At 60.9% G+C, this 20424-nt stretch carries 18 protein-coding genes; 9 read left to right on the forward strand and 9 right to left on the reverse strand.

Features of this window, described 5'->3' with window-relative positions; genetic code table 11:
• Positions 1-55: 55 nt before the first annotated feature.
• The 6 genes from NANH_RS0112975 to NANH_RS0113005 all read right to left on the reverse strand — a co-directional run bounded on the left by NANH_RS0112975 (position 56) and on the right by NANH_RS0113005 (position 7465).
• Positions 56-892, reverse strand: coding sequence for an ABC transporter ATP-binding protein (locus NANH_RS0112975; protein ID WP_027262413.1), 837 nt, complete (start codon positions 890-892; stop codon positions 56-58).
• A 69-nt stretch (positions 893-961) separates the two neighbouring features.
• Complete coding sequence (locus NANH_RS0112980) at positions 962-2245, reverse strand: ABC transporter substrate-binding protein (protein ID WP_027262414.1); 1284 nt, start codon at positions 2243-2245, stop codon at positions 962-964.
• A gap of 93 nt (positions 2246-2338) precedes the next feature.
• Positions 2339-3415 (reverse strand): branched-chain amino acid ABC transporter permease, encoded by a 1077-nt coding sequence (locus NANH_RS0112985; RefSeq protein ID WP_027262415.1) that lies wholly within the window; start codon positions 3413-3415, stop codon positions 2339-2341.
• A 127-nt stretch (positions 3416-3542) separates the two neighbouring features.
• The gene (locus tag NANH_RS0112995; protein ID WP_027262416.1) at positions 3543-4553 is read right to left on the reverse strand and encodes a branched-chain amino acid ABC transporter permease; all 1011 of its coding nucleotides are present in this window, start codon (positions 4551-4553) and stop codon (positions 3543-3545) included.
• 29 nt (positions 4554-4582) lie between these two features.
• The gene (locus tag NANH_RS0113000; RefSeq protein WP_027262417.1) at positions 4583-5401 is read right to left on the reverse strand and encodes an ABC transporter ATP-binding protein; all 819 of its coding nucleotides are present in this window, start codon (positions 5399-5401) and stop codon (positions 4583-4585) included.
• A gap of 90 nt (positions 5402-5491) precedes the next feature.
• Complete coding sequence (locus NANH_RS0113005) at positions 5492-7465, reverse strand: AMP-binding protein (protein ID WP_027262418.1); 1974 nt, start codon at positions 7463-7465, stop codon at positions 5492-5494.
• Positions 7466-7667: 202 nt separating this feature from the next.
• Here NANH_RS0113005 and NANH_RS0113010 point away from each other — a divergent pair, with 202 nt between their 5' ends.
• The 3 genes from NANH_RS0113010 to NANH_RS0113020 are packed head-to-tail and all read left to right on the forward strand — an operon-like array spanning position 7668 to position 10570.
• Positions 7668-9593: a PAS-domain containing protein gene (locus NANH_RS0113010; RefSeq protein ID WP_139236279.1), complete on the forward strand. Its 1926-nt coding sequence runs from the start codon at positions 7668-7670 to the stop codon at positions 9591-9593.
• The gene (locus NANH_RS0113015; protein WP_027262420.1) at positions 9590-10291 is read left to right on the forward strand and encodes a response regulator transcription factor; all 702 of its coding nucleotides are present in this window, start codon (positions 9590-9592) and stop codon (positions 10289-10291) included. Before NANH_RS0113010 ends, NANH_RS0113015 begins: the two co-directional genes overlap by 4 nt.
• 51 nt (positions 10292-10342) lie before the next feature.
• Positions 10343-10570 carry a WGR domain-containing protein gene (locus NANH_RS0113020; RefSeq protein ID WP_027262421.1) on the forward strand — a complete coding sequence of 76 codons (228 nt, stop codon included), beginning with the start codon at positions 10343-10345 and terminating at the stop codon, positions 10568-10570.
• On the opposite strand, the gene NANH_RS0113025 is transcribed toward NANH_RS0113020, so the two are convergent.
• Positions 10555-11763, reverse strand: a complete 1209-nt coding sequence (locus tag NANH_RS0113025) for a Zn-dependent hydrolase (protein ID WP_027262422.1) — start codon at positions 11761-11763, stop codon at positions 10555-10557. The two genes, NANH_RS0113020 and NANH_RS0113025, sit on opposite strands and share 16 nt — an antisense overlap.
• Before the next feature lie 171 nt (positions 11764-11934).
• Here NANH_RS0113025 and NANH_RS0113030 point away from each other — a divergent pair, with 171 nt between their 5' ends.
• From NANH_RS0113030 to NANH_RS0113040, 3 genes are read left to right on the forward strand one after another with little or no spacing between them, the layout of a single operon-like run.
• The gene (locus NANH_RS0113030; protein WP_027262423.1) at positions 11935-12585 is read left to right on the forward strand and encodes a histidine phosphatase family protein; all 651 of its coding nucleotides are present in this window, start codon (positions 11935-11937) and stop codon (positions 12583-12585) included.
• 51 nt (positions 12586-12636) lie between these two features.
• Positions 12637-13692, forward strand: a complete 1056-nt coding sequence (locus NANH_RS0113035; RefSeq protein WP_027262424.1) for a saccharopine dehydrogenase — start codon at positions 12637-12639, stop codon at positions 13690-13692.
• A 3-nt stretch (positions 13693-13695) separates the two neighbouring features.
• Positions 13696-14838 (forward strand): saccharopine dehydrogenase family protein, encoded by a 1143-nt coding sequence (locus tag NANH_RS0113040; RefSeq protein ID WP_027262425.1) that lies wholly within the window; start codon positions 13696-13698, stop codon positions 14836-14838.
• Here the strand turns inward: NANH_RS0113040 and NANH_RS0113045 are convergent.
• A complete protein-coding gene (locus NANH_RS0113045; RefSeq protein ID WP_027262426.1) occupies positions 14835-15794 on the reverse strand; it encodes an ABC transporter ATP-binding protein in 960 nt (319 codons plus the stop codon). The two genes, NANH_RS0113040 and NANH_RS0113045, sit on opposite strands and share 4 nt — an antisense overlap.
• Positions 15795-15881: 87 nt before the next feature.
• On the opposite strand from NANH_RS0113045, the gene NANH_RS0113050 reads away from it, so the two are divergent.
• The 3 genes from NANH_RS0113050 (at position 15882) to rpsO (ending at position 19467) form a co-directional block, all read left to right on the forward strand.
• Positions 15882-16061: a zinc-finger domain-containing protein gene (locus NANH_RS0113050; protein WP_027262427.1), complete on the forward strand. Its 180-nt coding sequence runs from the start codon at positions 15882-15884 to the stop codon at positions 16059-16061.
• Positions 16062-16215: 154 nt separating this feature from the next.
• Positions 16216-19020 carry a DNA polymerase I gene (gene polA, locus NANH_RS0113055; protein ID WP_027262428.1) on the forward strand — a complete coding sequence of 935 codons (2805 nt, stop codon included), beginning with the start codon at positions 16216-16218 and terminating at the stop codon, positions 19018-19020.
• 177 nt (positions 19021-19197) lie between these two features.
• Positions 19198-19467, forward strand: coding sequence for a 30S ribosomal protein S15 (gene rpsO / locus NANH_RS0113060; RefSeq protein WP_027262429.1), 270 nt, complete (start codon positions 19198-19200; stop codon positions 19465-19467).
• Between the two features lie 57 nt (positions 19468-19524).
• Here the strand turns inward: rpsO and hemF are convergent, their stop codons facing one another.
• A complete protein-coding gene (gene hemF / locus NANH_RS0113065) occupies positions 19525-20418 on the reverse strand; it encodes an oxygen-dependent coproporphyrinogen oxidase (protein ID WP_027262430.1) in 894 nt (297 codons plus the stop codon).
• Positions 20419-20424: the final 6 nt, after the last annotated feature.

A 20424-nucleotide genomic window follows, 5' to 3' on the forward strand; every position in this document is an offset into this window, starting at 1 on the left:
CACAGGGGTCCGCCTTGCAGGTCGGCGGTTTGGGTCTTGAGCAGAGCAGCGGCATTTAGCTGAGCCACCGCTTGCGGCGGCGATAGCTGCGCACGTCACGGAACGATTTGCGTCCCTCATCCGACATGCCCAGGTAGAATTCCTTGACGTCGGGATTTTCCCGCAGCTCGGCGGCAGGTCCGTCCATCACCACGCGGCCCGATTCCAGGATGTAACCGTAATGGGCAAAACGCAGCGCCACGTTGGTGTTCTGTTCGGCCAGCAGAAAAGACACGCCCTCTTTCTCGTTCAGGTCCTTGACGATACCAAAGATTTCTTCGACCAGCTGCGGTGCCAGACCCATGCTGGGTTCGTCCAGCAGGATGGTTTCCGGTTTGGACATCAGCGCGCGCCCGATCGCGACCATCTGCTGTTCGCCGCCCGAGGTATAGCCCGCCTGGCTTTTTCGCCGTTCACGCAGGCGGGGAAAATACTCATAGACCTTCTCCAGATCGGCCATCATCGCGGCCTTGCCTTCGGCACGGGTGTAATATCCGGTCAGCAGGTTTTCCTCGACCGTGAGGTGTTCAAAACAGTGGCGTCCCTCCATCACCTGGATCACGCCGCGCCGGACCAGTTCGGCGGGGTCCAGTTCATGCACAATCTCGCCACGGTGCTTGATCGAGCCCTTGGTGACCTCTCCGCGTTCGGAGTGCAGCAGGTTGCTGATCGCTTTCAGCGTGGTGGTCTTGCCCGCCCCGTTGCCGCCCAGAAGAGCAGTGATACCACCCCGGGGCACGTTCAGGCTGACGCCTTTAAGCACCAGGATCACGTGATTGTAGATCACTTCGATGTTGTTGACTTCCAGCAGGGTCTCGGCCTGCACGTCGGTGGTCTTGGCGGCATCCAGCATGGGGTATCTTCCCGGCATAACGTGTGAGCTCTCCGGCGGCGACGGCAGCCGCCGCCGGACTATCGCGCCTTATTTGCAGCGCGACTCGATATTGTTTTCCGCCGCAAAGGCTGCGGAGTCTTCGGCGATCAGCGCGCCGATCACTTCGGAATCGGTCGGTTTGAAGTCCGAAATCAACGACCAGGTCTGGGTTTCGGCATCCCATTGGTTAACGCCGACCATACCGTCGCCGCCGTGGTTGCCACAGGTCACCTTGAAGCTGGGTCCAAAGTTTGGCATGCCGAGGGCGGCCATCTTCTCTTCGGTGATTTCCAGAGCTTCCATCCCATCCCGCATCATTTCAGGCGTGATATCCTGGGTGCCGTGGATCTCTTGCGCAGTTTTGGCTGCCTCGGCGGCCAGCATCGCAGCATACATACCCCGGTTATAGAGCACGTTGCCAACCTGATCGCCAGCACCCGCGGCCTTACCCGCGTCGATGACATAGGTCTGGATGTCATCGAACACCGGGAAGTCACGGCCCACGTTGTGGAACGTCACAGCCTTGTAGCCATCCGCCGCAGCGCCGGCGGGCAAAACGTCATGTTCCGCGCCGGACCACCAGATACCGATGAAGTTCTCCATCGGATAGCGGATATTGGCGGCTTCCTGAATGGCAACCTGGTTCATTACGCCCCAGCCCCACATGGTCACGTAGTCCGGCTTTTCCCGGCGGATCTGCAGCCATTGGGATTTCTGTTCCTGGCCTGGGTGATCAACCGGCAGAAGTACCAGTTCGAAACCGTGTTTCTTGGACAGCTCTTCCAATGTACGGATCGGTTCCTTGCCGTAAGCCGAGTTGTGGTAGAGCAACGCCAGCTTCTTGCCATTGATGTTACCATCGTTGATTTCCAACAGATAGTTCACCACCCCCGAGGCCCCGTCCCAGTAGTTAGCGGGATAGTTGAACACGTTGCTGAACACGTCGCCGTTTTTGGCCGAGGTGCGGCCATAACCCATAGTGTGCATGGGGATGCCATCTGCAGTGGCCTTGGGGATCAGCTGATATGTAATACCGGTGGACAGGGGCTGATAGACCATCGGGCTGTCGCCTTTGGTCGCCTCATAGCACTCGACGCCTTTTTCGGTGTTATAACCGGTTTCGCACTCGGTAACCTTCACCTTGACGCCGCCGATGCCTCCGTCGCGTTCATTCAACAGGGTGAAATAGTCGTTATAGCCATCCGAGAATGGGATGCCCCCGGCGGCATAAGGCCCGGTGCGGTAGCTCAGGTCCGGGAACGTCAGGTCCGCCAGCGCCGGACCGGCGGCCAGAGCGGCGCCAAGCGCCAGAGATGTCAGTTTCAGTTTCATCGGGTTTAATCCTCCCATTTATATTGGTCCGATGTGATCGCCCGTCCTCGCGGCAGGGCCTTTCGTGGGGCGGGTTTGCCCCGCCTCTTGCCCCTAGTGCGGAAAGGGCCACAGTCTCAGCTTTTCCTTGGCCAGGCGCCACAGTTGGGCCAGCCCGTGCGGTTCGACGATCAGGAAAAAGATGATCAGCGCGCCAACGATGACCAGTTGGAAATGCGCTACGATGTCGGTGGGCCATCCCAGCATGTCCACCCCCAACACCTTGAGCGCGACAGGCAGCAAAACCAGGAACGCCGCCCCGGCAAAGGACCCGAAGATCGACCCCAGGCCGCCGACAATGACCATGAACAGCACTAGGAACGATTTCTGGATGCTGAATGCTTCGCCAACCTCGACCGCGCCCAGATAGATCGAAAAGAAAAGCGCGCCTGAGATACCGACAAAAAACGAACTGACGGCAAAGGCTGAAAGCTTGGCACGCAGGGGGTTCACGCCGATGATCTCGGCGGCGATGTCCATGTCCCGGATCGCCATCCATTTCCGCCCGACCGTGCCACGGGTCAGGTTGCGCGCCACAATGGCGCTGGCGAAACAGAAGATCAGACAGAACAGATAGGTGGCCCAGGCCGGTGCGCTGGCTCCGGTGATGAGAATGCCAAAGACCTCGCGCTCGGGCGCGTTGATCTGGCCCGACGCCGAGTAATTGTAGAACCACGGCACCTTGTTGAACAACCACAGCAGAAAGAACTGCGCCGCCAGCGTCGCCACCGCCAGATAGAACCCCTTGATCCGCAAGCTGGGCAAGCCAAACAGCACACCGACCACGGCGGTGATCGCCCCGGCCAGGATCACATGGATGAACATGCTGACATCGGGAAAGGCGGTCATCAACTTGTAGCAGGCATAGGCCCCCACAGCCATGAACCCGCCAGTGCCCAGGCTGACTTGCCCGCAATAGCCCGTCAGGATGTTCAGACCGATTGCCGCGATGGCATAGATCAGGAACGGCAACAGGATCGCATTGGCCCAATAGTCGTTGATGATGAAGGGCACGACCAGAAAGGCAATGACCAGAATGACATAGTACCGATACCGGTCGAACTTGATCGGAAAGGTCTGGCTGTCAGAGGTGTAGGTGGTGTGGAAATCACCGGCTTCACGGTAGAACATGGTCAGATTGTCCCCTTGGCCTGCGCGCGGTTGCGCGTTTCTGCATCCAGTTGGCTGGAGTTGCGTGCATATCCGCTGGCCTTGGCCGAGCGCGCGAGTTTCATGTAGGCAATAATCCCGGTCAACGTCACACCCGCTCGATTATCTTTTCGCCAAACAGGCCTTGCGGTCGGAACACCAGGAAGACCAGCGCCAGCACATAGGCGAACCAGTTCTCGGTAGCACCGCCCAGGAAAGGCGCGCCTATGGCGAATTCGAACAGCTTTTCACCGACCCCGATGATCAGTCCGCCGACGATGGCACCGGGGATCGACGTGAACCCGCCCAGCATCAGCACCGGCAGCGCCTTGAGTGCAATCAGCGACAGGCTGAACTGAACGCCCGACTTCGCGCCCCACATGATGCCAGCCACCAGCGCGACAAACCCCGCAAGCGACCAGACCAGGATCCAGATGAAGTTCAGAGAAATCCCAACCGACAGCGCGGCCTGGTGGTCGTCGGCCACCGCACGCAGCGCCCGCCCCTGCTTGGTATACTGGCTGAAAGCAATCAGTGCGGCGACCAGAACAGCGGCAACGATGGTGGCGGTAATGTCCAGATTATCGATGAAGAACCCGTATCCGAACCATTCATATGTGACGGCATCTATGGTTTCATTGATGCCCTGGGGCAGACAGCCGGACTCGCCGAAAAGACAGACGTTCAGCGTCTTGATCTCGGACCCCCACATCAGATCCGCCAGCCCCTCAAGGAAATAGGCCAGACCGATGGTGGCCATGAACAGGATGATCGGCTCCTGTCCGACCAGATGGCTGAATACGAACCGCTGCACCCCCCAGGCCAGCAACACCATGACACCGACCGTCAGCAGGATTGCCAGCAATGCAGGCAAATGCCAGCCGAAATCGTGCAGATCGGTGCCGAAGGTTGCATTGATCAGATGGCTGAACGGCACCTGGCCATTCATGATTCCGACCAGCGTCATAGCCGCAAACAGGGCCATCACACCCTGTGCAAAGTTGAAAATTCCGCTGGCCTTGTAGATCAGCACGAAGCCAAGCGCGACAAGCGCATAGAGTACGCCCGCCATCAGGCCGTTCAGCGTGACCTCCATTGCGAAAACAAATTGGTCAGACATGCCTGCGTTCCCTTGTCTCTGCTAGTCGTTCAGTCATGTTCCACCCCCAGATAGGCGTCGATGACTTCCTGGTTGTTGCGCACCTCGTCCGGGGTGCCGTCGCCGATCTTCTTGCCGTAATCCATCACGACAACGCGGTCGGACAGGTCCATCACCACGCCCATGTCATGCTCGATCAGCGCTATTGTGGTGCCGAATTCGTCATTCACATCCAGAATAAAGCGACTCATGTCCTCTTTTTCCTCGACATTCATGCCCGCCATCGGCTCGTCCAGCAGCAAGAGCTTTGGTTCCGCCGCCAGCGCCCGCGCCAGTTCGACCCGTTTTTTCAACCCATAAGGCAACCGCGAGACCGGAGTTTTTCGGATCGCCTGGATTTCCAGAAAATCGATGACTTTCTCCGCGATCTCGCGGTTTTCGGTCTCTTCCTTTTCGGCCCTGCCCTTCCAGATCGACTGGGCCAGAAGTCCGGTTTTCATTTGCGTCAACCGCCCGGTCATCACGTTGTCCAGAACGCTCATGCCCTCGAACAGGGCGATGTTCTGAAAGGTGCGCGCGATCCCCTGACGGGCAACTTCATACGGTTTCAACGGTGGGCGTGGCTTGCCGTGGAACCAGACCTCGCCCTCTTGCGGGACATAAAACCCGGACATCACATTCAGCATCGACGACTTGCCGGCACCGTTGGGGCCGATGATCGCGCGGATCTCGCCCTCGCGAATGTCAAAACTGATGTCGGTGATCGCCTTCACCCCACCAAATCGCAGGGTGATGTTTTTCATCTCCATCACCACGCCGCCAATCTTGCGACCATCCGCGGTGGTGTATCCTTCGGATGTATCAAGCATCGGACAATCCTTTCGTATTCCGGCGCATCGCGTCTCTGTGGGACGGCGGGCGGGGCGAAGACCGCAGGTCGAGCGGCGCCTGTCCGGCCCTCATTGTGCCGCCACCTTCTGTGGCACCACCGGCACGACCTTGGCGTCGCGTATTTCCAGCGTCGCCTTGATGTTGCCCTTACGACCGTCCTCATAGGTCACTTCGGTCACTGTGCTGACCTTGGGCGAACCGTCGTAAAGGGCATCGATGATATCGGCGAACTTCTCTTCGATGATCCGGCGCCGCACCTTGCGGGTACGCGTCAACTCGCCATCATCCGCATCCAGCTCCTTGTGCAGCACGACAAAGCGGTGCACCTGACAACCGGATAGCATATCGTCTTCGGCCACCGATGCGTTGACCTCTTCCACATGGCTCTGGATCGTATCCAAAACATGCGGATGGCCAGCCAGTTCCTGATAGGACGCATAGGCGATATTATTGCGTTCGGCCCAATTGCCCACCGCCGACAGGTCAATATTGATAAAGGCGGTGCATTGTTCGCGGCCATTGCCGAACACCACCGCCTCAAGGATGTTGGGATAGAACTTCAGCTTGTTCTCGACGTATTTCGGCGCGAACAGGCTGCCATCCGCCATCTTGCCCACATCCTTGGCACGGTCGATGATGCGCAGATGGCCGGTGCTTTCCTCGATGAAACCCGCATCCCCCGTGGCGACCCAACCTTCGGCATCCTTGGTATCCGCGGTGCTTTCCGGGTTCTTGTAATATTCGACGAACACGCCGGGGCTGCGATAGAACACCTCGCCATTGTCGGCGATCTTCAACTCGACACCGGGACTCGGCACGCCCACCGTGTCGCTGCGGACCTCGCCATCGGGCTGAGCGGTGATGAACACCGTCGCCTCGGTCTGGCCGTAAAGCTGTTTCAGATTGATGCCCAGGCTGCGATAGAAATCAAAAATCTCCGGCCCGATCGCTTCACCCGCCGTATAACCGACGCGCACCCGCGAAAAGCCCAATGTATTCTTGAGCGGGCCATAGACCAGAAGCTCGCCGATACGGTACTTCAACTTGTCCGCCGCGCTGACCGGCTTGCCATCCAGAATGTCCGGACCGACCTTGCGGGCATGGGCCATATAGTGATCGAACATCCGTTTTTTCAGCGGGCTGGCGTCCTCCATCCGGATCATCACATTGGTCAGCTGAGTCTCGAACACCCGCGGTGGCGCAAAGTAATAAGTCGGGCCGATCTCGCGCAGATCCGTCATCATCGTGTCGGCGCTCTCGGGACAATTCACGCAAAAGCCGCACCAAAAGGCCTGGCCCAGAGAAAAGATGAAATCGCCGACCCAGGCCATCGGCAGATAGGCCAGAATCTCGTCTTCGCGCCGCAGCTGATCAAAGTCCGATGACGATCGCGCGCTTTCGATCACGTTGCGGTTGGACAGCACCACGCCCTTGGGTTTGCCGGTGGTGCCCGATGTGTACAGCATCACGCATGTATCGTCATATCCGGGTTTTTCGCTGCGTCTCTTAAGTTCGTTAATGAACTCGTCACGTGCGGCGCGGCCTTGGTTCTGGACATGGGAATACTGGTGAAGGTGCGAGTGGTCGTATTTGCGCAGCCCACGCGGATCCAGATAGATCATGTGCTCGAACTGGTGCAACTGGTCCTGCACCTCGATCACCTTGTCGACCTGCTCCTGATCGCTGACGATCACAAAACGTGCGCCGCAATGGCCAAGAACATAAGCCATCTCTTCAGCGTTGGCGTCCTGATACAGCGGCACCGGGATCGCGCCGACCATCTGCGCAGCCACCATCGACCAATACAGATAGGGACGGTTGCGCCCGATGATGGCAACGAAATCGCCCTCGTTCACACCCAGGTTGATCAGGCCCAGGGCCAGCGCCTCGATTTCCTTGGCGGTTTCGGTCCAGGTCCAGGTCTGCCAGATCCCGAATTCCTTTTCGCGATACGCCGGCGACGATCCAAATTCCGTTACATTGCGATGAAGCAACGCCGGAATGGACGTCAGCCCCTCGGCGCCAGTCAGCGTCTGAGCCAAATTTTTCTCCTCCCACAACCGATCCCACGGGACCGGTTTCTGATCGCTATTGTGCGATTCTCTGCATCCACAGAAGCTGGTCATACCTTCGTCGTCAACTTTTTCCTGATGTTTTCCAGATCCTTTCGAATTCTTACCGGAACCCATTATGACCCGGGTGCGTGACTGCGGGTTTGCCACAGCCTCTGTAGAATGCTAGCCAATGTTGAACCGGAGACCACCGCCCTTGCCTCAGACGGACGCGCAAACCAAGGCTCTGACAACCGCAGGTCTGAACCTGATCGCGCAGGCCCTGTCGATCTATGACCACAACCTGCGGCTGGCGGTCAGCAACCAACGGTTCAGAGAGATGTTCGATTTGCCCGACCGGCTGGTGCAGCCCGGCGCGCGATTCGACGACACCATCCGGCACATGGCCGAACGGGGCGAATACGGCAGCAGCTACAGTGTCGATGAACTGGTGCGCCAGCGGGTCGGTCAGGCAAGAACCTTTGAGCCGCATTATGTCGAGCGTCGGCGCCCAAATGGCCAGACGATCTCGATCGAAGGCTATCCCCTGCCTCAGGGGGGATGGGTTACTGTTTATACGGACATCACCCACACCAAGCAATCCGAGGAACTGCTGCGCGCGCGGTCCGAAGAACTGTCCGATCAGGTTCTGACCCATGCCGAAGACCTGGCCGCCAGCAACCGCGAACTGGCCGCCACCATCAAGGCGCTGGAAGAGACCAAACGGCAATTGACCGAGATCGAGGCCCGCACCCGTCTGACCACCGAGATGATGCCGGCGCATATCGCCCATGTCGACAGCACCGGCCACTACACCTATTCCAATCGCAGATTGAGCAGCGTCATGCCGGGGCGGCCGTCCGATATCGTCGGTCAGCATATAAGCGCGGCACTTGGACCATCGTCCTTTGCCCGGATCAAGCCACATCTGACCGCAGCCTATCAGGGCAGCAGCCCGGTTTTCGAGTTCAACGAAGACCATGGTGCCCGACGTATCCGGGTCGCGTTCACGCCCGACCAAAGCGGCGGCGTCTATATCCTGTCGATGGACATAACCGAAGAAACCCAGACCCGCGTCGCGTTACAACAGTCCCGCCGCCGCGCATTGGCGGCTCAGATGACAAGCGGGTTGGCGCATGATTTCTCGAACCTCTTGACAATCATCCTGGGGATGCAGTCCAAGCTGGCCCGGATGGAACTGGCGGACGAGGCCGCCGAACTGGTCGCAGGGACCCGGACTGCGGCGCGGCGCGGCGGGCAGTTGCTGAACCGGATCGCTGACATGACCAGCCACCGCACCCTGCGCCCGCAAGCCACCGACATGCACGCCCTGCTGGCCGACCTCAAGCTGCTGGCGACGCCCAGCCTGCCGCCGGCCGTCGGTCTCAGCGTGCTGGACCTGATGCCGGATGAACGGCTGCTGCTGGACCCGGGCCTGCTGCAGGACGCACTGTTGAATCTGATCCTGAACGCACGCGACGCCTGCGGTGCGAGCGGGCAGATCACAGTCAGCGCCCATCGCATCAAACGCACCTGGGTCGAAATCACCGTCACCGACACCGGTCCCGGCTTTACACCCGACGCTCTGGACAAGGCGCTGAACCCCTTCTTCACCACCAAGGGTGGCGAGGGCAGCGGGTTGGGCCTGCCAATGGTATATGACATGGTCAAGCTGGCGGGCGGCGATCTGCAACTGGGCAACACCCTGGTCGGGGCCAGTGTTACCCTGCGTTTGCCCTATCGTACCGCGCCTGCATCCGGCGGCGGCCTGGCGCTGCTGGTCGAGGATAGCGAAGGGTTGCGCGCCACGTTTCGCGACATGCTGATCGGGTTGGGTCATGCGGTAATCGAGGCGACCTCAGTCGACGAGGCCGCCGCCCTGGCTGCCGAGGTCCCCGATATTTCGCTGATCCTGTCGGATATAAATCTGCAAGGGGCCGCAACCGGGCTGGACCTGCTGGACCGTATGGACGGGACCGGGTTACCCTGTGTTCTGATGACATCGCTGCCTACAGACGATCCGCTGCACCGCACCGCCTTGATGCGGGCCCCCGTGTTGCGCAAACCCTTTACCGCGACAGATCTGGCCGCGCTGATCGCCGCGAAAGACACCGCATGACTGCACCGCTTGTGACCATCCTGGACGATGAACCGGAAATCCGGCAACTGCTGACCGAAGTATTGACCGATGCCGGGTTTCGCACCCAGAGCTTCGGCCGCGCCCGCGAGTTCGAAGCCTCGCTGAAACATGTCACGCCGGATGTCTGTCTGGTGGATCTGTCGCTGCCCGATACCGACGGTCTGGCGCTGGTGCATCGGCTGGCGCTGGAACAGGGGGCCTCGGTGATCATCATCTCGGGCCGCGCACAGGTGCAGGACCGGGTGACCGGACTGGAGCTGGGGGCGGACGACTATATCACCAAACCCTTTGATCCGGCCGAGGTCGTGGCGCGGATCCGCGCCAGGCTACGCGACAATCGCCCGATCCCACAGTCCGGCAACACCGCACATTTTAATGGCTGGACCGCGCATTTCGACCGCTACACGCTGGAAGACGACAGCGGAGCGGAAACGCCGTTTTCCCATGCCGAAGCCGAAGTTCTGCGGTTGTTTCTGGACAGCCCGAAACGGTTGATCAGCCGCTCGCAAATGCAGGAAACCCTGGGTGGGGCAGCAGGCGAAAGCTTTGACAGGGCAATGGATGTGCGCATCTCGCGCCTGCGCACCAAGCTGCGCGAAGACCCCAAGAACCCGCGCCTGATCAAGACCATATACGGAGCCGGATATATCTTTCTGGGGGACGTCGGCTGGAGCTGATGTGAGCCAAAAACCCTTGCCCGGAGAATCGGAGTGATCTAGAATCGTTTCATGGCTATCTGTCTGCTCTACCGCCACAATTCCCGCCGCGCGAAATGGTATTATCGCGTAGAAATCGCCATGAACCTGTTTTCCGAGGTCTCGGTGCTGCGCGAATGGGGCATGGCCGGGGGGCGCGGGCAGACGGTCATCAACATCTACGGCAATCTGCGCGAGGCGTCGACCGCAGCGGATCGGCACCGCAACCGCGCGCTCAGCCGGGGTTACGCGCGATCCTGATCCAAATCGGTCACCGCGCGGGCTAGAACCGACAATCCCGCGACCAGATCGTCCTCGTCCGTGTCCTCGTCGAACGCGTGGCTGATCCCCTTGATCGACGGCACAAACAACATCGCCACCGGCAACAGTCGCGCAACATTGGTGGCGTCGTGCAATGCACCCGACGGCATGGCCCGCCAACGTCCCGGCGCAACCCGCTCGGCGGCCGCCTCAAGTGCGGTCCGCAATGCCGCATCCATCGCCACCGGCTCCAGCCCCAGCAGTGGGCCAAAACTCAGTCCCAGCCCTCCGGTGTCGGCCACCTCTTGCGCGGTGGTCCGAATGATCGCCTCCATACGCGCAAGCCGGTCGGCATCGCCATCGCGCCACTGCATGGAAAAGGTCGCCCGGCCCGGCACAATCGACGATGCATTGGGATGCAGCGCGACGTGGCCGATGGTCCACACGGTGCGCGGTGAAACCACGTGCTGGAACCGCCCGTTGATCGCCGTGTTAAAGGCCGACACGGCCTGAAACGCATCCCGTCGCAGTTGCATCGGCGTTGTCCCGGCGTGATTCTGCCGGCCATCAAAGGTCAGGCGCATGTCGCGGATGCCGACGATATCCGTGACCACACCGATTTGTTCATCCGCGACATCCAGCGCCGGACCTTGCTCGATATGCATTTCGACAAAGCCGGTGAACTGCGCGGGATCCACAAAATCACCAGCCCCGGCCGCCAGTGGCGCCCGCGCCTCGGCAAAGGTTACACCGTCGTGATCTGTCAGGGTATCTGCAAGTGACAGATCAATCTGCCCGGACCAGACGGCGCTGCCGGTAGTAACGCCAAAGCGGCCTTCCTCGTCCTGAAAGCTTACCACAGACACTGCCGGACGACCGTTTTCACGGCAAGTGCGCGCTATCTCAAGCGCCGCAATCACACCCAGCGCCCCATCCAGCCAACCACCCTCGGGCTGGCTGTCGGAATGCGATCCCAACAACAGCGACCGCCCCTCAGCCAAACCGAACAGATTGCCGACAGGATCCTGTTGCACCGTCAATCCCGCCGCGCGCATCCGGTCGGCCAGCCAGGCCCGTGCCGCAATATCCGCATCGCTGTATGCAGGCCGGATCACGCCCTTGCCCACACCGGCCGCACCAAATGTGCGCAACTGGTGCAGGTCTGACAGAAATCGTTCAGAATTGGGTGTCATGTCGGATGTCCTTTCGCCGGTGCGATGCCGTTTCGGGGGCCTGCCGATCCTATGGATCGACGATCCCAAAGCCACGTTCACCGTATTGTCAATCGACAGGGAAAAAAACCGGCACCCCACTGGCCTCGCTTGCCGGTCTCGCCTAAGACAAGGATAATCAGGAGATATCCCATGTCACATATCACCCTGGTCCGCCACGGCCAGGCAAATACCCAGGCCCGTGACGAGGCCAGTTATGACCGTCTCAGCGACCTGGGCCACCGTCAGGCCGCGTGGCTGGGTGACCATCTGCGTGCCTCGGCCAATCACCACCCGCGCGTTTACAGCGGCACATTGCAGCGTCATGTGGAAACCGCCCGGGGCATGGCGGTGGGTGATGCTGTGCAGGACGAACGCCTGAACGAATTGGAATATTTCACCCTTGCAAAACTGATGGAAGAGCAGCACGGACTGCCGATGCCAGTCGAACGCGAAGGCTTTGTGAGCCATCTACCGCAGGTCTTCAGTGCGTGGCATGACGGAAAACTGGAAGGCGCGCCGGAAACATTTGCCCAATTTGAAACCCGCATAACCGATGTTCTGAGCGAAATCTCGCAAGGGCCGGGGGCAGGCCTGGTGGTGACTTCGGGCGGGTTGATCGCCATCGTCATGCGCCAGATGATGGGGCTGGACATGCAGGCGACGGCGCGCATCGCGCTGGCGATCATGAACACGTCGATGCACCGCATGTACATGATCGGGGACCGCATGAGCCCGGTTCTGTTCAACGCGGTACCACATCTGGAAACGCCCGACCGGCACTTTGCCCAGACCCATTTCTAGGCGGCACGCCCGAACCGCATGTACAAAACCCCAGCCAGAGGAAGGCGAAACATGACACATCTCTGGATCCGCGCGGAACAACGCGCAAACGAAGAGCGCGTTGGATTGACCCCAGATGGCGCACGCCGGTTGATCGCCGCCGGGGTGCACGTCACGATCGAGGAAAGCTCGGTCCGCGCCATCGGGCTGGAAGGCTACACGCAGGCGGGCTGCGAAATCGCTCCTGAAAACAGCTGGCCCTCCGCCCCCGCCGACGCCATCATCTTCGGCCTCAAGGAATTGCCCGAGGACGGAACCCCGCTGAGCCATCGCCACATCCTGTTCGGCCATGCCTACAAAGGCCAACCGGCAGGGCGGATCCTGTTGACCCGGTTCAGGGCCGGAGGCGGCACGCTGTACGATCTGGAATATCTGGTTGACGAGTCCGGTCGCCGGGTTGCCGCGTTCGGATACTGGGCCGGCTACGCCGGGGCCGCCGTGGCGTTGAAATGCTGGGCTGCGCAACAACGCAACGCCATCGCCGGGCCGGTGTCGACCTATCCGAATTCGACTGCGCTGCGGGCGGATCTGAAGGCTGACATGAGCACGACTGACACCAAGCGCCCGACCGCGCTGGTCATCGGCGCCTTGGGACGCGTGGGGACCGGCGCCGCCGATCTGTGCGCGGCGATGGACGTGCCGGTCACCCGCTGGGATATGGACCAGACGGCCCATGGCGGCCCCTTCCCCGAAGTGTTGGAGCACGAGATTTTTCTCAACTGCATCCTGGCGCGCCCCGGCACGCCGGTCTTTGTGCCCCAAGCCGCCAGGACCGCGCCCCGCACTCTGTCGGTGATCGGCGATATCGCCTGCGATCCGGACAGCGATTTTTCCCCGATCAAGGTGTATGACCGCACCACCACCTGGGACGAACCCGCCCTGCGGGTTCAGGATCATCCGGTGCTCGATGTCACCGCGATCGACAACCTGCCGTCGATGCTGCCCGTGGAAAGTTCACAGGATTATGCCGAACAGCTGCTGCCCTCTCTGCTGACGCTGGGCAATCTCGACGGCGGTGTCTGGGGCCGGGCAAAGGCGACATTTGACGAACATATGAAAGGGATCTGAGACATGACCATTCACTGGTGCGGCACCGGCCTTTCGGCAATCCCCGGCCTGCGACGCCTGATCACGGCGGGCCACGATGTGACCGTCTGGAACCGGACGGTCGACAAGGCCCGCGCGGCGGTTGGCGATCTGACCGACGATATTCATGCCTTTGATACAGAGGCGCTGTCCGAACAACTGGTCAAGGGCGACGTGGTGGTGTCGATGCTGCCCGGCGACTGGCATGTCCCGCTGGCTGAACTCGCCATTTCCAAGGGCACGCATTTTGTCAGTTCGTCCTATATTGCGCCCGAAATGCGCGCCTTGAACGATGCCGCCCGCGATGCAGGCGTTGCACTGGTCAACGAGGTCGGTCTGGATCCGGGCATCGACCATCTCATGGCCCATGCGCTGATCGATGACTACCGCTCCTCTGAGGCGTTCGATGCCGCCAATCACCTCAGTTTCATCTCGTATTGCGGCGGTGTGCCGAAAATCGCCAACCCGTTTCGTTACAAGTTCAGCTGGTCCCCATTGGGGGTGCTCAAGGCGCTGCGCTCGCCCAGCCGGTCGATCCGCGACTATTCGGAACTGCGGGTGGACCGGCCCTGGGACGCAATCAGCAGCTATGACGCGCCCCTCCCGACACCGGAAACCTTCGAAGTCTATCCAAACCGGGATTCGATTCCGTTCATGGCCCAGTACCAGTTCGAAGGCGGCTGGCCGGTCAAGGAATTCGTGCGCGGCACCCTGCGTCTGAACGGTTGGGCCGCGGCCTGGGCCGATGTGTTTGCCGAGGTCGAAACCCTGAGCGGCCCCGAAGGCGACGCGCGGCTGAAAGAGATGTCCGACCAGTTCTGGGCCGAAAACGCCTATGACCCGGGCGAGCCAGACCGGGTGGTGCTGTGTGTCGGACTAAAAGCCGAAAAGGATGGCGTGTCGGTCTGTCACAAGACCTATGTGATGGATGCCTGGGGCGACGAGAACGGAACGGCCATGGCACGGCTGGTATCGATCCCGGTCTCGCTGGCGGTAGAATCCGTGCTGAGCGGAGATATTCCCGCCGGGGTACACGCCGCACCCAGCGATCCAAAGCTGGTACATGGCTGGCTGGCCGAAATCGACAAGCTGGCGCAGCATTTGACTGTCCAAGACCACCTGGCCTAAGAGGGCGCGCCGCGTTCGGGGTTATCCGCATGCGGGCGGGTCAACGCCAGGAAGACGTCTTCCAGATCGGCCTCTTCGGTCTTGACGTCACGGATGGTGATGGCCGCCGCCTGCACCGCCGACAGCACCTGATCCGCGCTGGTCTGGCGGCTATGATAGCGCAGCACCACGGCCCCATCCTCGCGCTGGCTGGCGGTGATCCCTTGGGCCTGCGGCAATGCGGCCACGGGACCCTCCGGATGAATGACCATTGTTCGGGCATCCAGCCGTCCCAACAGGTTTGCGGTGCTGTCGCGCGCCACCACGGCACCCTGATCGATGATCGCGATCTCGTCGCACATCTCCTGCGCCTCTTCCAGGTAATGGGTGGTCAGGATAATCGTCATACCCTGCTGGTTCAGCCGGCGCACGTTGTTCCACAGCATCTGACGTAGCTCGATATCGACCCCGGCCGTGGGTTCATCCAACACCAGGATATGCGGATGATGCACCAGCGCCTTGCCCAGAAGCAGCCGTCGCCGCATACCGCCCGACAGCGAGCGGGCATAGGATTGCGCCTTGTCGGTCAGCCCGATCATCGCCAGGATCTCGTCGCTGCGCCGCTGCGATGCGGGCACACCATACAGCCCCGCTTGCACCTCGAGCGCAGCGCGTGGGGTAAAGAACGGATCCAGGTTCAGTTCTTGCGGCATCACCCCGATGGCCGCGCGCGACTGGCGTGGATTGAGGTCCTGATCGAATCCCCAGATCGTCACCTGCCCCGTCGTCTTGGTAACCAGCCCGGCCAGGATGTTGATCAGGGTCGACTTCCCCGCGCCATTCGGGCCCAACAGGCCAAAAACCGACCCGCACGGCACCGACAGGTCGATCCCTTTCAGCGCCTGCTTGGCAGGTTGGCCGCGTGTCCCGCGATAGGTCTTGGTCAACCCTTTGAGTCGGATTGCGTCCTGTGTCATTGCACCACTTGCCCCCGGATTTGCCTTGGCTCATAAAAGCACCTAAGCCATGGCCAGCAGGCCGACAACCAGAAGGACCGCTGAGGAATGACCATCGAAGCGCCGGAAACCAAGATTGTGGACAGCTATCGCATCGCTTGTGACGGCAGTGAAGGCGCGTTGGGCCATCCCAGGGTCTGGTTGCAAATTCCCAATGAACACGGTTGGGTCGAATGTCCCTATTGCGATTGCAAATTCGTGCATCGCGATCACGCCGACAGCAAGTAACCGACCGTTCGGAGCAGGCCGCGACAGGCGTCGACCGTTGCGATGATAAACCCGTGGCAATGGCCCGTCTTTCGGTGCGGCGCGATTGCCTGTCCGTTGGAATTGCGGAATACAGGCCGGGGCTGGGTGACGCGAAACACAGGGGACTGGTACAATGGTTGAGACGACATTCGGCAAGGGCTGCCATCTGCACCTGATCGACGGCTCGGCCTTTATCTTTCGCGCCTATCATGCCCTGCCGCCCCTGACGCGCAAATCCGACGGCCTGCCGATCGGCGCGGTGGCCGGGTTCTGCAACATGCTGCACCGCTATGTCGAGGGCAACACCGGTCCCGACGCGCCGACCCATGTCGCGGTGATCTTTGACAAGGGCAGTCATACATTTCGCAACGACATGTACGACCTGTACAAGGCCAACCGCGAAGCGATGCCCGAGGATCTGCGCCCGCAGATGCCGCTGACACGCCGGGCGACCGAAGCCTTTAACATCGCCTGCAAGGAGCTCGAGGGCTTTGAGGCAGACGACATCATCGCCACCCTGTCCTGTCAGGCGCGCGAAGCGGGCGGCCGGGTCACGATCATCAGTTCCGACAAGGACCTGATGCAGCTGGTGGGCGACGGGGTCGAGATGCTGGACGCGATGAAGAACCGCCGCATCGATCGCGACGGCGTAATCGAAAAATTCGGCGTCGGCCCGGACCGGGTGGTCGATGTTCAGGCTCTGGCTGGCGACAGCGTGGACAATGTGCCCGGCGCGCCGGGGATCGGCATCAAGACCGCCGCCCTGCTGATCAACGAATTTGGCGATCTGGAAACGCTGCTGGACCGGGCCGGAGAGATCAAGCAACCCAAACGCCGCCAGACGCTGATCGACATGCGCGACCAGATCGAGCTGAGCAAACGGCTGGTGCAGCTGGATTGCGACACGCCGCTGGATTTCGGGCTGGACGATCTCGAAGTCCGCGATCCGGACCCGGATACGCTGTTGTCCTTTCTGGCCGAAATGGAGTTCCGCACCCTGTCGCGCCGCATTGCCGATCAACTGGGCGCCGAGGCCCCTGTGATTGAAGACAAGGTGGCCCCGCCGACCGACACCGATGCCCCCGAAGCACCGTCATTTTCCGATGCCACCTATACCTGCGTGCACGATGCCGAAACACTGCAAGACTGGATCGATCAGATCCGTGAACGCGGTTGGGTGGCGGTGGATACCGAAACCACCGGGCTGAACGAGATGATCGCAGATCTGGTCGGGATATCCCTGTGCGTCGAGGCCGGGCGGGCCTGCTATATCCCGCTGATCCACAAGGCGGCAGCCACCGACGACCTGTTTGGCTCGGACGATCTGGCCGAGGGGCAAATGGCACCGCAGACAGTGCTGAACCTGCTGAAACCCGTGCTTGAGGACCCTGCGATCCTGAAGATCGGGCAGAACATGAAATACGACGCCAAGATCTTTGCCCGCCAGGGTATCGAAGTGGCCCCCATCGACGACACCATGCTGCTGTCCTATGCGATGCACGCCGGACTGCACAATCACGGCATGGACACACTGAGCGAACGGTATCTGGGCCACACGCCGATCCCGATCAAGCCGCTGTTGGGCAGCGGCAAATCCGCGATCACCTTTGACAAGGTCCCGGTCGACAAGGCCACCGAGTATGCCGCCGAAGATGCCGACATCACCCTGCGCTTGTGGCAAACGTTCAAGCCCCAGCTACATCGCAACCAGGTCACGACCGTTTACGAGACACTCGAGCGGCCTTTGGTCCCCGTGCTGGCGCAAATGGAAATGCACGGCGTCAAGATCGACCGCGATACGCTGTCACGCATGTCCAACGCTTTTGCCCAGAAAATGGCCGGGCTCGAGGCCGAAATCCACGATCTGGCTGGTGAAACCTTTAACGTCGGCAGCCCCAAGCAACTGGGCGAAATCCTGTTCGACAAGATGGGAATCGAGGGCGGCAAGCGTGGCAAGACGGGGGCTTATGCCACCGGCGTCGATGTGCTCGAGGATCTGGCCACCGAACACGACCTGCCCGCCCGAGTGCTGGACTGGCGTCAGCTGAGCAAGCTGAAATCGACCTATACCGACGCGCTGCAGACCCATATCAACCCCGACACCGGACGGGTGCATACGTCGTATTCCATTGCCGGGGCCAGCACCGGGCGTCTGGCTTCGACCGATCCGAACCTGCAGAACATCCCGGTGCGCACCGAGGAAGGCCGCCGCATCCGCGAAGCCTTTGTGGCAGAGCCGGGCAATGTATTGGTGTCGCTGGACTATTCCCAGATCGAACTGCGCATCCTCGCCCATATCGCCAACATCCCGGCGCTGAAACAGGCCTTTGCCGATGGGCTGGACATTCACGCGATGACCGCCAGCGAAATGTTCGACGTACCGCTGGACGAAATGACACCGGACATCCGCCGGCAGGCCAAGGCGATCAATTTCGGCGTGATCTATGGTATTTCCGGTTTTGGGCTGGCCCGCAACCTGCGCATCCCGCGATCACAGGCGCAGGGTTTCATCGACCGCTATTTCGAACGCTTTCCCGGCATTCGCACCTACATGGACGACACCAAGGCTTTTGCCAAGGAACATGGCTTTGTGCAGACGCTGTTTGGCCGCAAGATCCACACGCCCGAGATCAACGCCAAAGGGCCGCGTGCCAGCTTTGCCTATCGCGCCGCGATCAACGCGCCGATTCAGGGCACTGCCGCCGATGTGATCCGCCGTGCGATGATTCGCATGCCGGCAGCCATTGATGGGCTACCCGCCAGGATGCTGTTGCAGGTCCATGACGAATTGCTGTTCGAAGTGGCGGAAACCGCGGTGGATGACATCATCGCGCGCGCCCGCGATATCATGGAAAATGCCGCGGACCCGGCGGTTCGCCTGGACGTGAAACTGACCGTAGATGCCGGACAGGGGGCAAACTGGGCTCAGGCGCACTGACCCGGAGGCCGCGCACCGAACAAAACCCTTTGCCATCCCGCACGATTCCGCCTATACGCGCCCATCCGCAACCGACTCGGTCAATTTCGCCGACCGGGTTGCGGAGCGCTCCAAGGGCCTGTGCTGGACGACATCCCGGCCTGCGCCATTCATCTTAACCCTGTAAAGGAGACCCCGATGTCGATCACTGCCGCTGAAAAAGCCCGCGTCATGAAGGAATTTGGCACCAAGGAAGGCGACACCGGTTCGCCCGAGGTTCAGGTAGCCATCCTGTCCTCGCGCATCGCGACCCTGACCGAGCATTTCAAGACCCACAAAAAGGACAACCACGGTCGCCGTGGCCTGTTGAAAATGGTCGCGCTGCGCCGCAAACTGCTGGACTATGTCAAAGGCAAGGACGAAGCCCGCTATCAGGACCTGATCGGCCGCCTGGGCCTGCGCCGCTAACAGCGGATCAGCCAGCCCCCTATCTAAACGCCCGCCATCTGGTGGGCGTTTTTCGTTTCAGATCCATTTGGCCAGCGGCGGCAGGCTCATCAGCACGGCATTTGCATCATGCCCGGTCTCCAGCCCGAACCGGGTGCCCCGGTCGTAGACCAGGTTGTATTCCGCATAGAGACCGCGGTGGACCAGTTGGACGTCCTTGTCAGCCGCGCTCCAGCCTTGTACCCGGCGCCGCTCGACCAGTGGCAGATAGGCCGGCAGAAAAGCTCGGCCAATGTCCTGCGTCAGCGCAAAATCGGCCTGCCAGTCGCCAGTACAGTAATCGTCCATGAAGATGCCGCCGACCCCCCTGGCCCGGTTGCGGTGCGGGATATAGAAATATGTGTCGGCCCACTCCTTGAGCCGCGGATAATGCGCCGCCCCATGCGGGTCTAGATGCGCCTTTTGCGTGGCATGGAAATGCGCCGTATCCTGATCGTATTCGATACAGGGATTCAAATCGGACCCGCCGCCGAACCACCAGCCATGCGGTGTCCAGAACATCCGGGTGTTCATGTGAACCGCCGGCACCTGAGGGTTCTGCATATGCGCGACCAGTGAAATCCCCGAAGCCCAGAAACGCGGATCGTCCGCCATGCCCGGCAACCCCTTGCGCGCCGCCATTGCCGCCTGCGCGCGCTCCCCCAGGGTGCCGTAAACCGTCGAGATATTCACCCCGACCTTCTCAAAGACCCGCCCGCCGCGCATCACACTCATCAGCCCTCCGCCCGCGTCGCCACCCTCTTCGCTGGCGCGGCGCGTTTCAGTGACGTCAAAGGTGCCTGGGGCCGCCTCACTCAGCGGACCGACGGTGTGGGTTTCTTCCAACGCTACAAATGCCGCCACAATCTCGTCACGCAGGGTCCGGAACCAGGCTGCGGCCTCGGCTTTTTCAGTTGCCATGTCGTTGCGCATATGCGC

It is taken from the genome of Sedimentitalea nanhaiensis DSM 24252, assembly GCF_000473225.1.
Taxonomy (GTDB): Bacteria; Pseudomonadota; Alphaproteobacteria; order Rhodobacterales; family Rhodobacteraceae; genus Sedimentitalea; species Sedimentitalea nanhaiensis.

Excerpts from the sequence above, each read along its gene's own strand:
- NANH_RS0112975 (WP_027262413.1), bottom strand. The coding sequence starts at position 892 with ATGCTGGATGCCGCCAAGACCACCGACGTGCAGGCCGAGACCCTGCTG.
- NANH_RS0112980 (WP_027262414.1), bottom strand. The coding sequence starts at position 2,245 with ATGAAACTGAAACTGACATCTCTGGCGCTTGGCGCCGCTCTGGCCGCC.
- NANH_RS0112985 (WP_027262415.1), bottom strand. The coding sequence starts at position 3,415 with ATGTTCTACCGTGAAGCCGGTGATTTCCACACCACCTACACCTCTGAC.
- NANH_RS0112995 (WP_027262416.1), bottom strand. The coding sequence starts at position 4,553 with ATGTCTGACCAATTTGTTTTCGCAATGGAGGTCACGCTGAACGGCCTG.
- NANH_RS0113000 (WP_027262417.1), bottom strand. The coding sequence starts at position 5,401 with ATGCTTGATACATCCGAAGGATACACCACCGCGGATGGTCGCAAGATT.
- NANH_RS0113010 (WP_139236279.1), top strand. The coding sequence starts at position 7,668 with ATGTTGAACCGGAGACCACCGCCCTTGCCTCAGACGGACGCGCAAACC.
- NANH_RS0113015 (WP_027262420.1), top strand. The coding sequence starts at position 9,590 with ATGACTGCACCGCTTGTGACCATCCTGGACGATGAACCGGAAATCCGG.
- NANH_RS0113020 (WP_027262421.1), top strand. The coding sequence starts at position 10,343 with ATGGCTATCTGTCTGCTCTACCGCCACAATTCCCGCCGCGCGAAATGG.
- NANH_RS0113025 (WP_027262422.1), bottom strand. The coding sequence starts at position 11,763 with ATGACACCCAATTCTGAACGATTTCTGTCAGACCTGCACCAGTTGCGC.
- NANH_RS0113030 (WP_027262423.1), top strand. The coding sequence starts at position 11,935 with ATGTCACATATCACCCTGGTCCGCCACGGCCAGGCAAATACCCAGGCC.
- NANH_RS0113035 (WP_027262424.1), top strand. The coding sequence starts at position 12,637 with ATGACACATCTCTGGATCCGCGCGGAACAACGCGCAAACGAAGAGCGC.
- NANH_RS0113040 (WP_027262425.1), top strand. The coding sequence starts at position 13,696 with ATGACCATTCACTGGTGCGGCACCGGCCTTTCGGCAATCCCCGGCCTG.
- NANH_RS0113045 (WP_027262426.1), bottom strand. The coding sequence starts at position 15,794 with ATGACACAGGACGCAATCCGACTCAAAGGGTTGACCAAGACCTATCGC.
- NANH_RS0113050 (WP_027262427.1), top strand. The coding sequence starts at position 15,882 with ATGACCATCGAAGCGCCGGAAACCAAGATTGTGGACAGCTATCGCATC.
- polA (WP_027262428.1), top strand. The coding sequence starts at position 16,216 with ATGGTTGAGACGACATTCGGCAAGGGCTGCCATCTGCACCTGATCGAC.
- rpsO (WP_027262429.1), top strand. The coding sequence starts at position 19,198 with ATGTCGATCACTGCCGCTGAAAAAGCCCGCGTCATGAAGGAATTTGGC.
- hemF (WP_027262430.1), bottom strand. The coding sequence starts at position 20,418 with ATGCGCAACGACATGGCAACTGAAAAAGCCGAGGCCGCAGCCTGGTTC.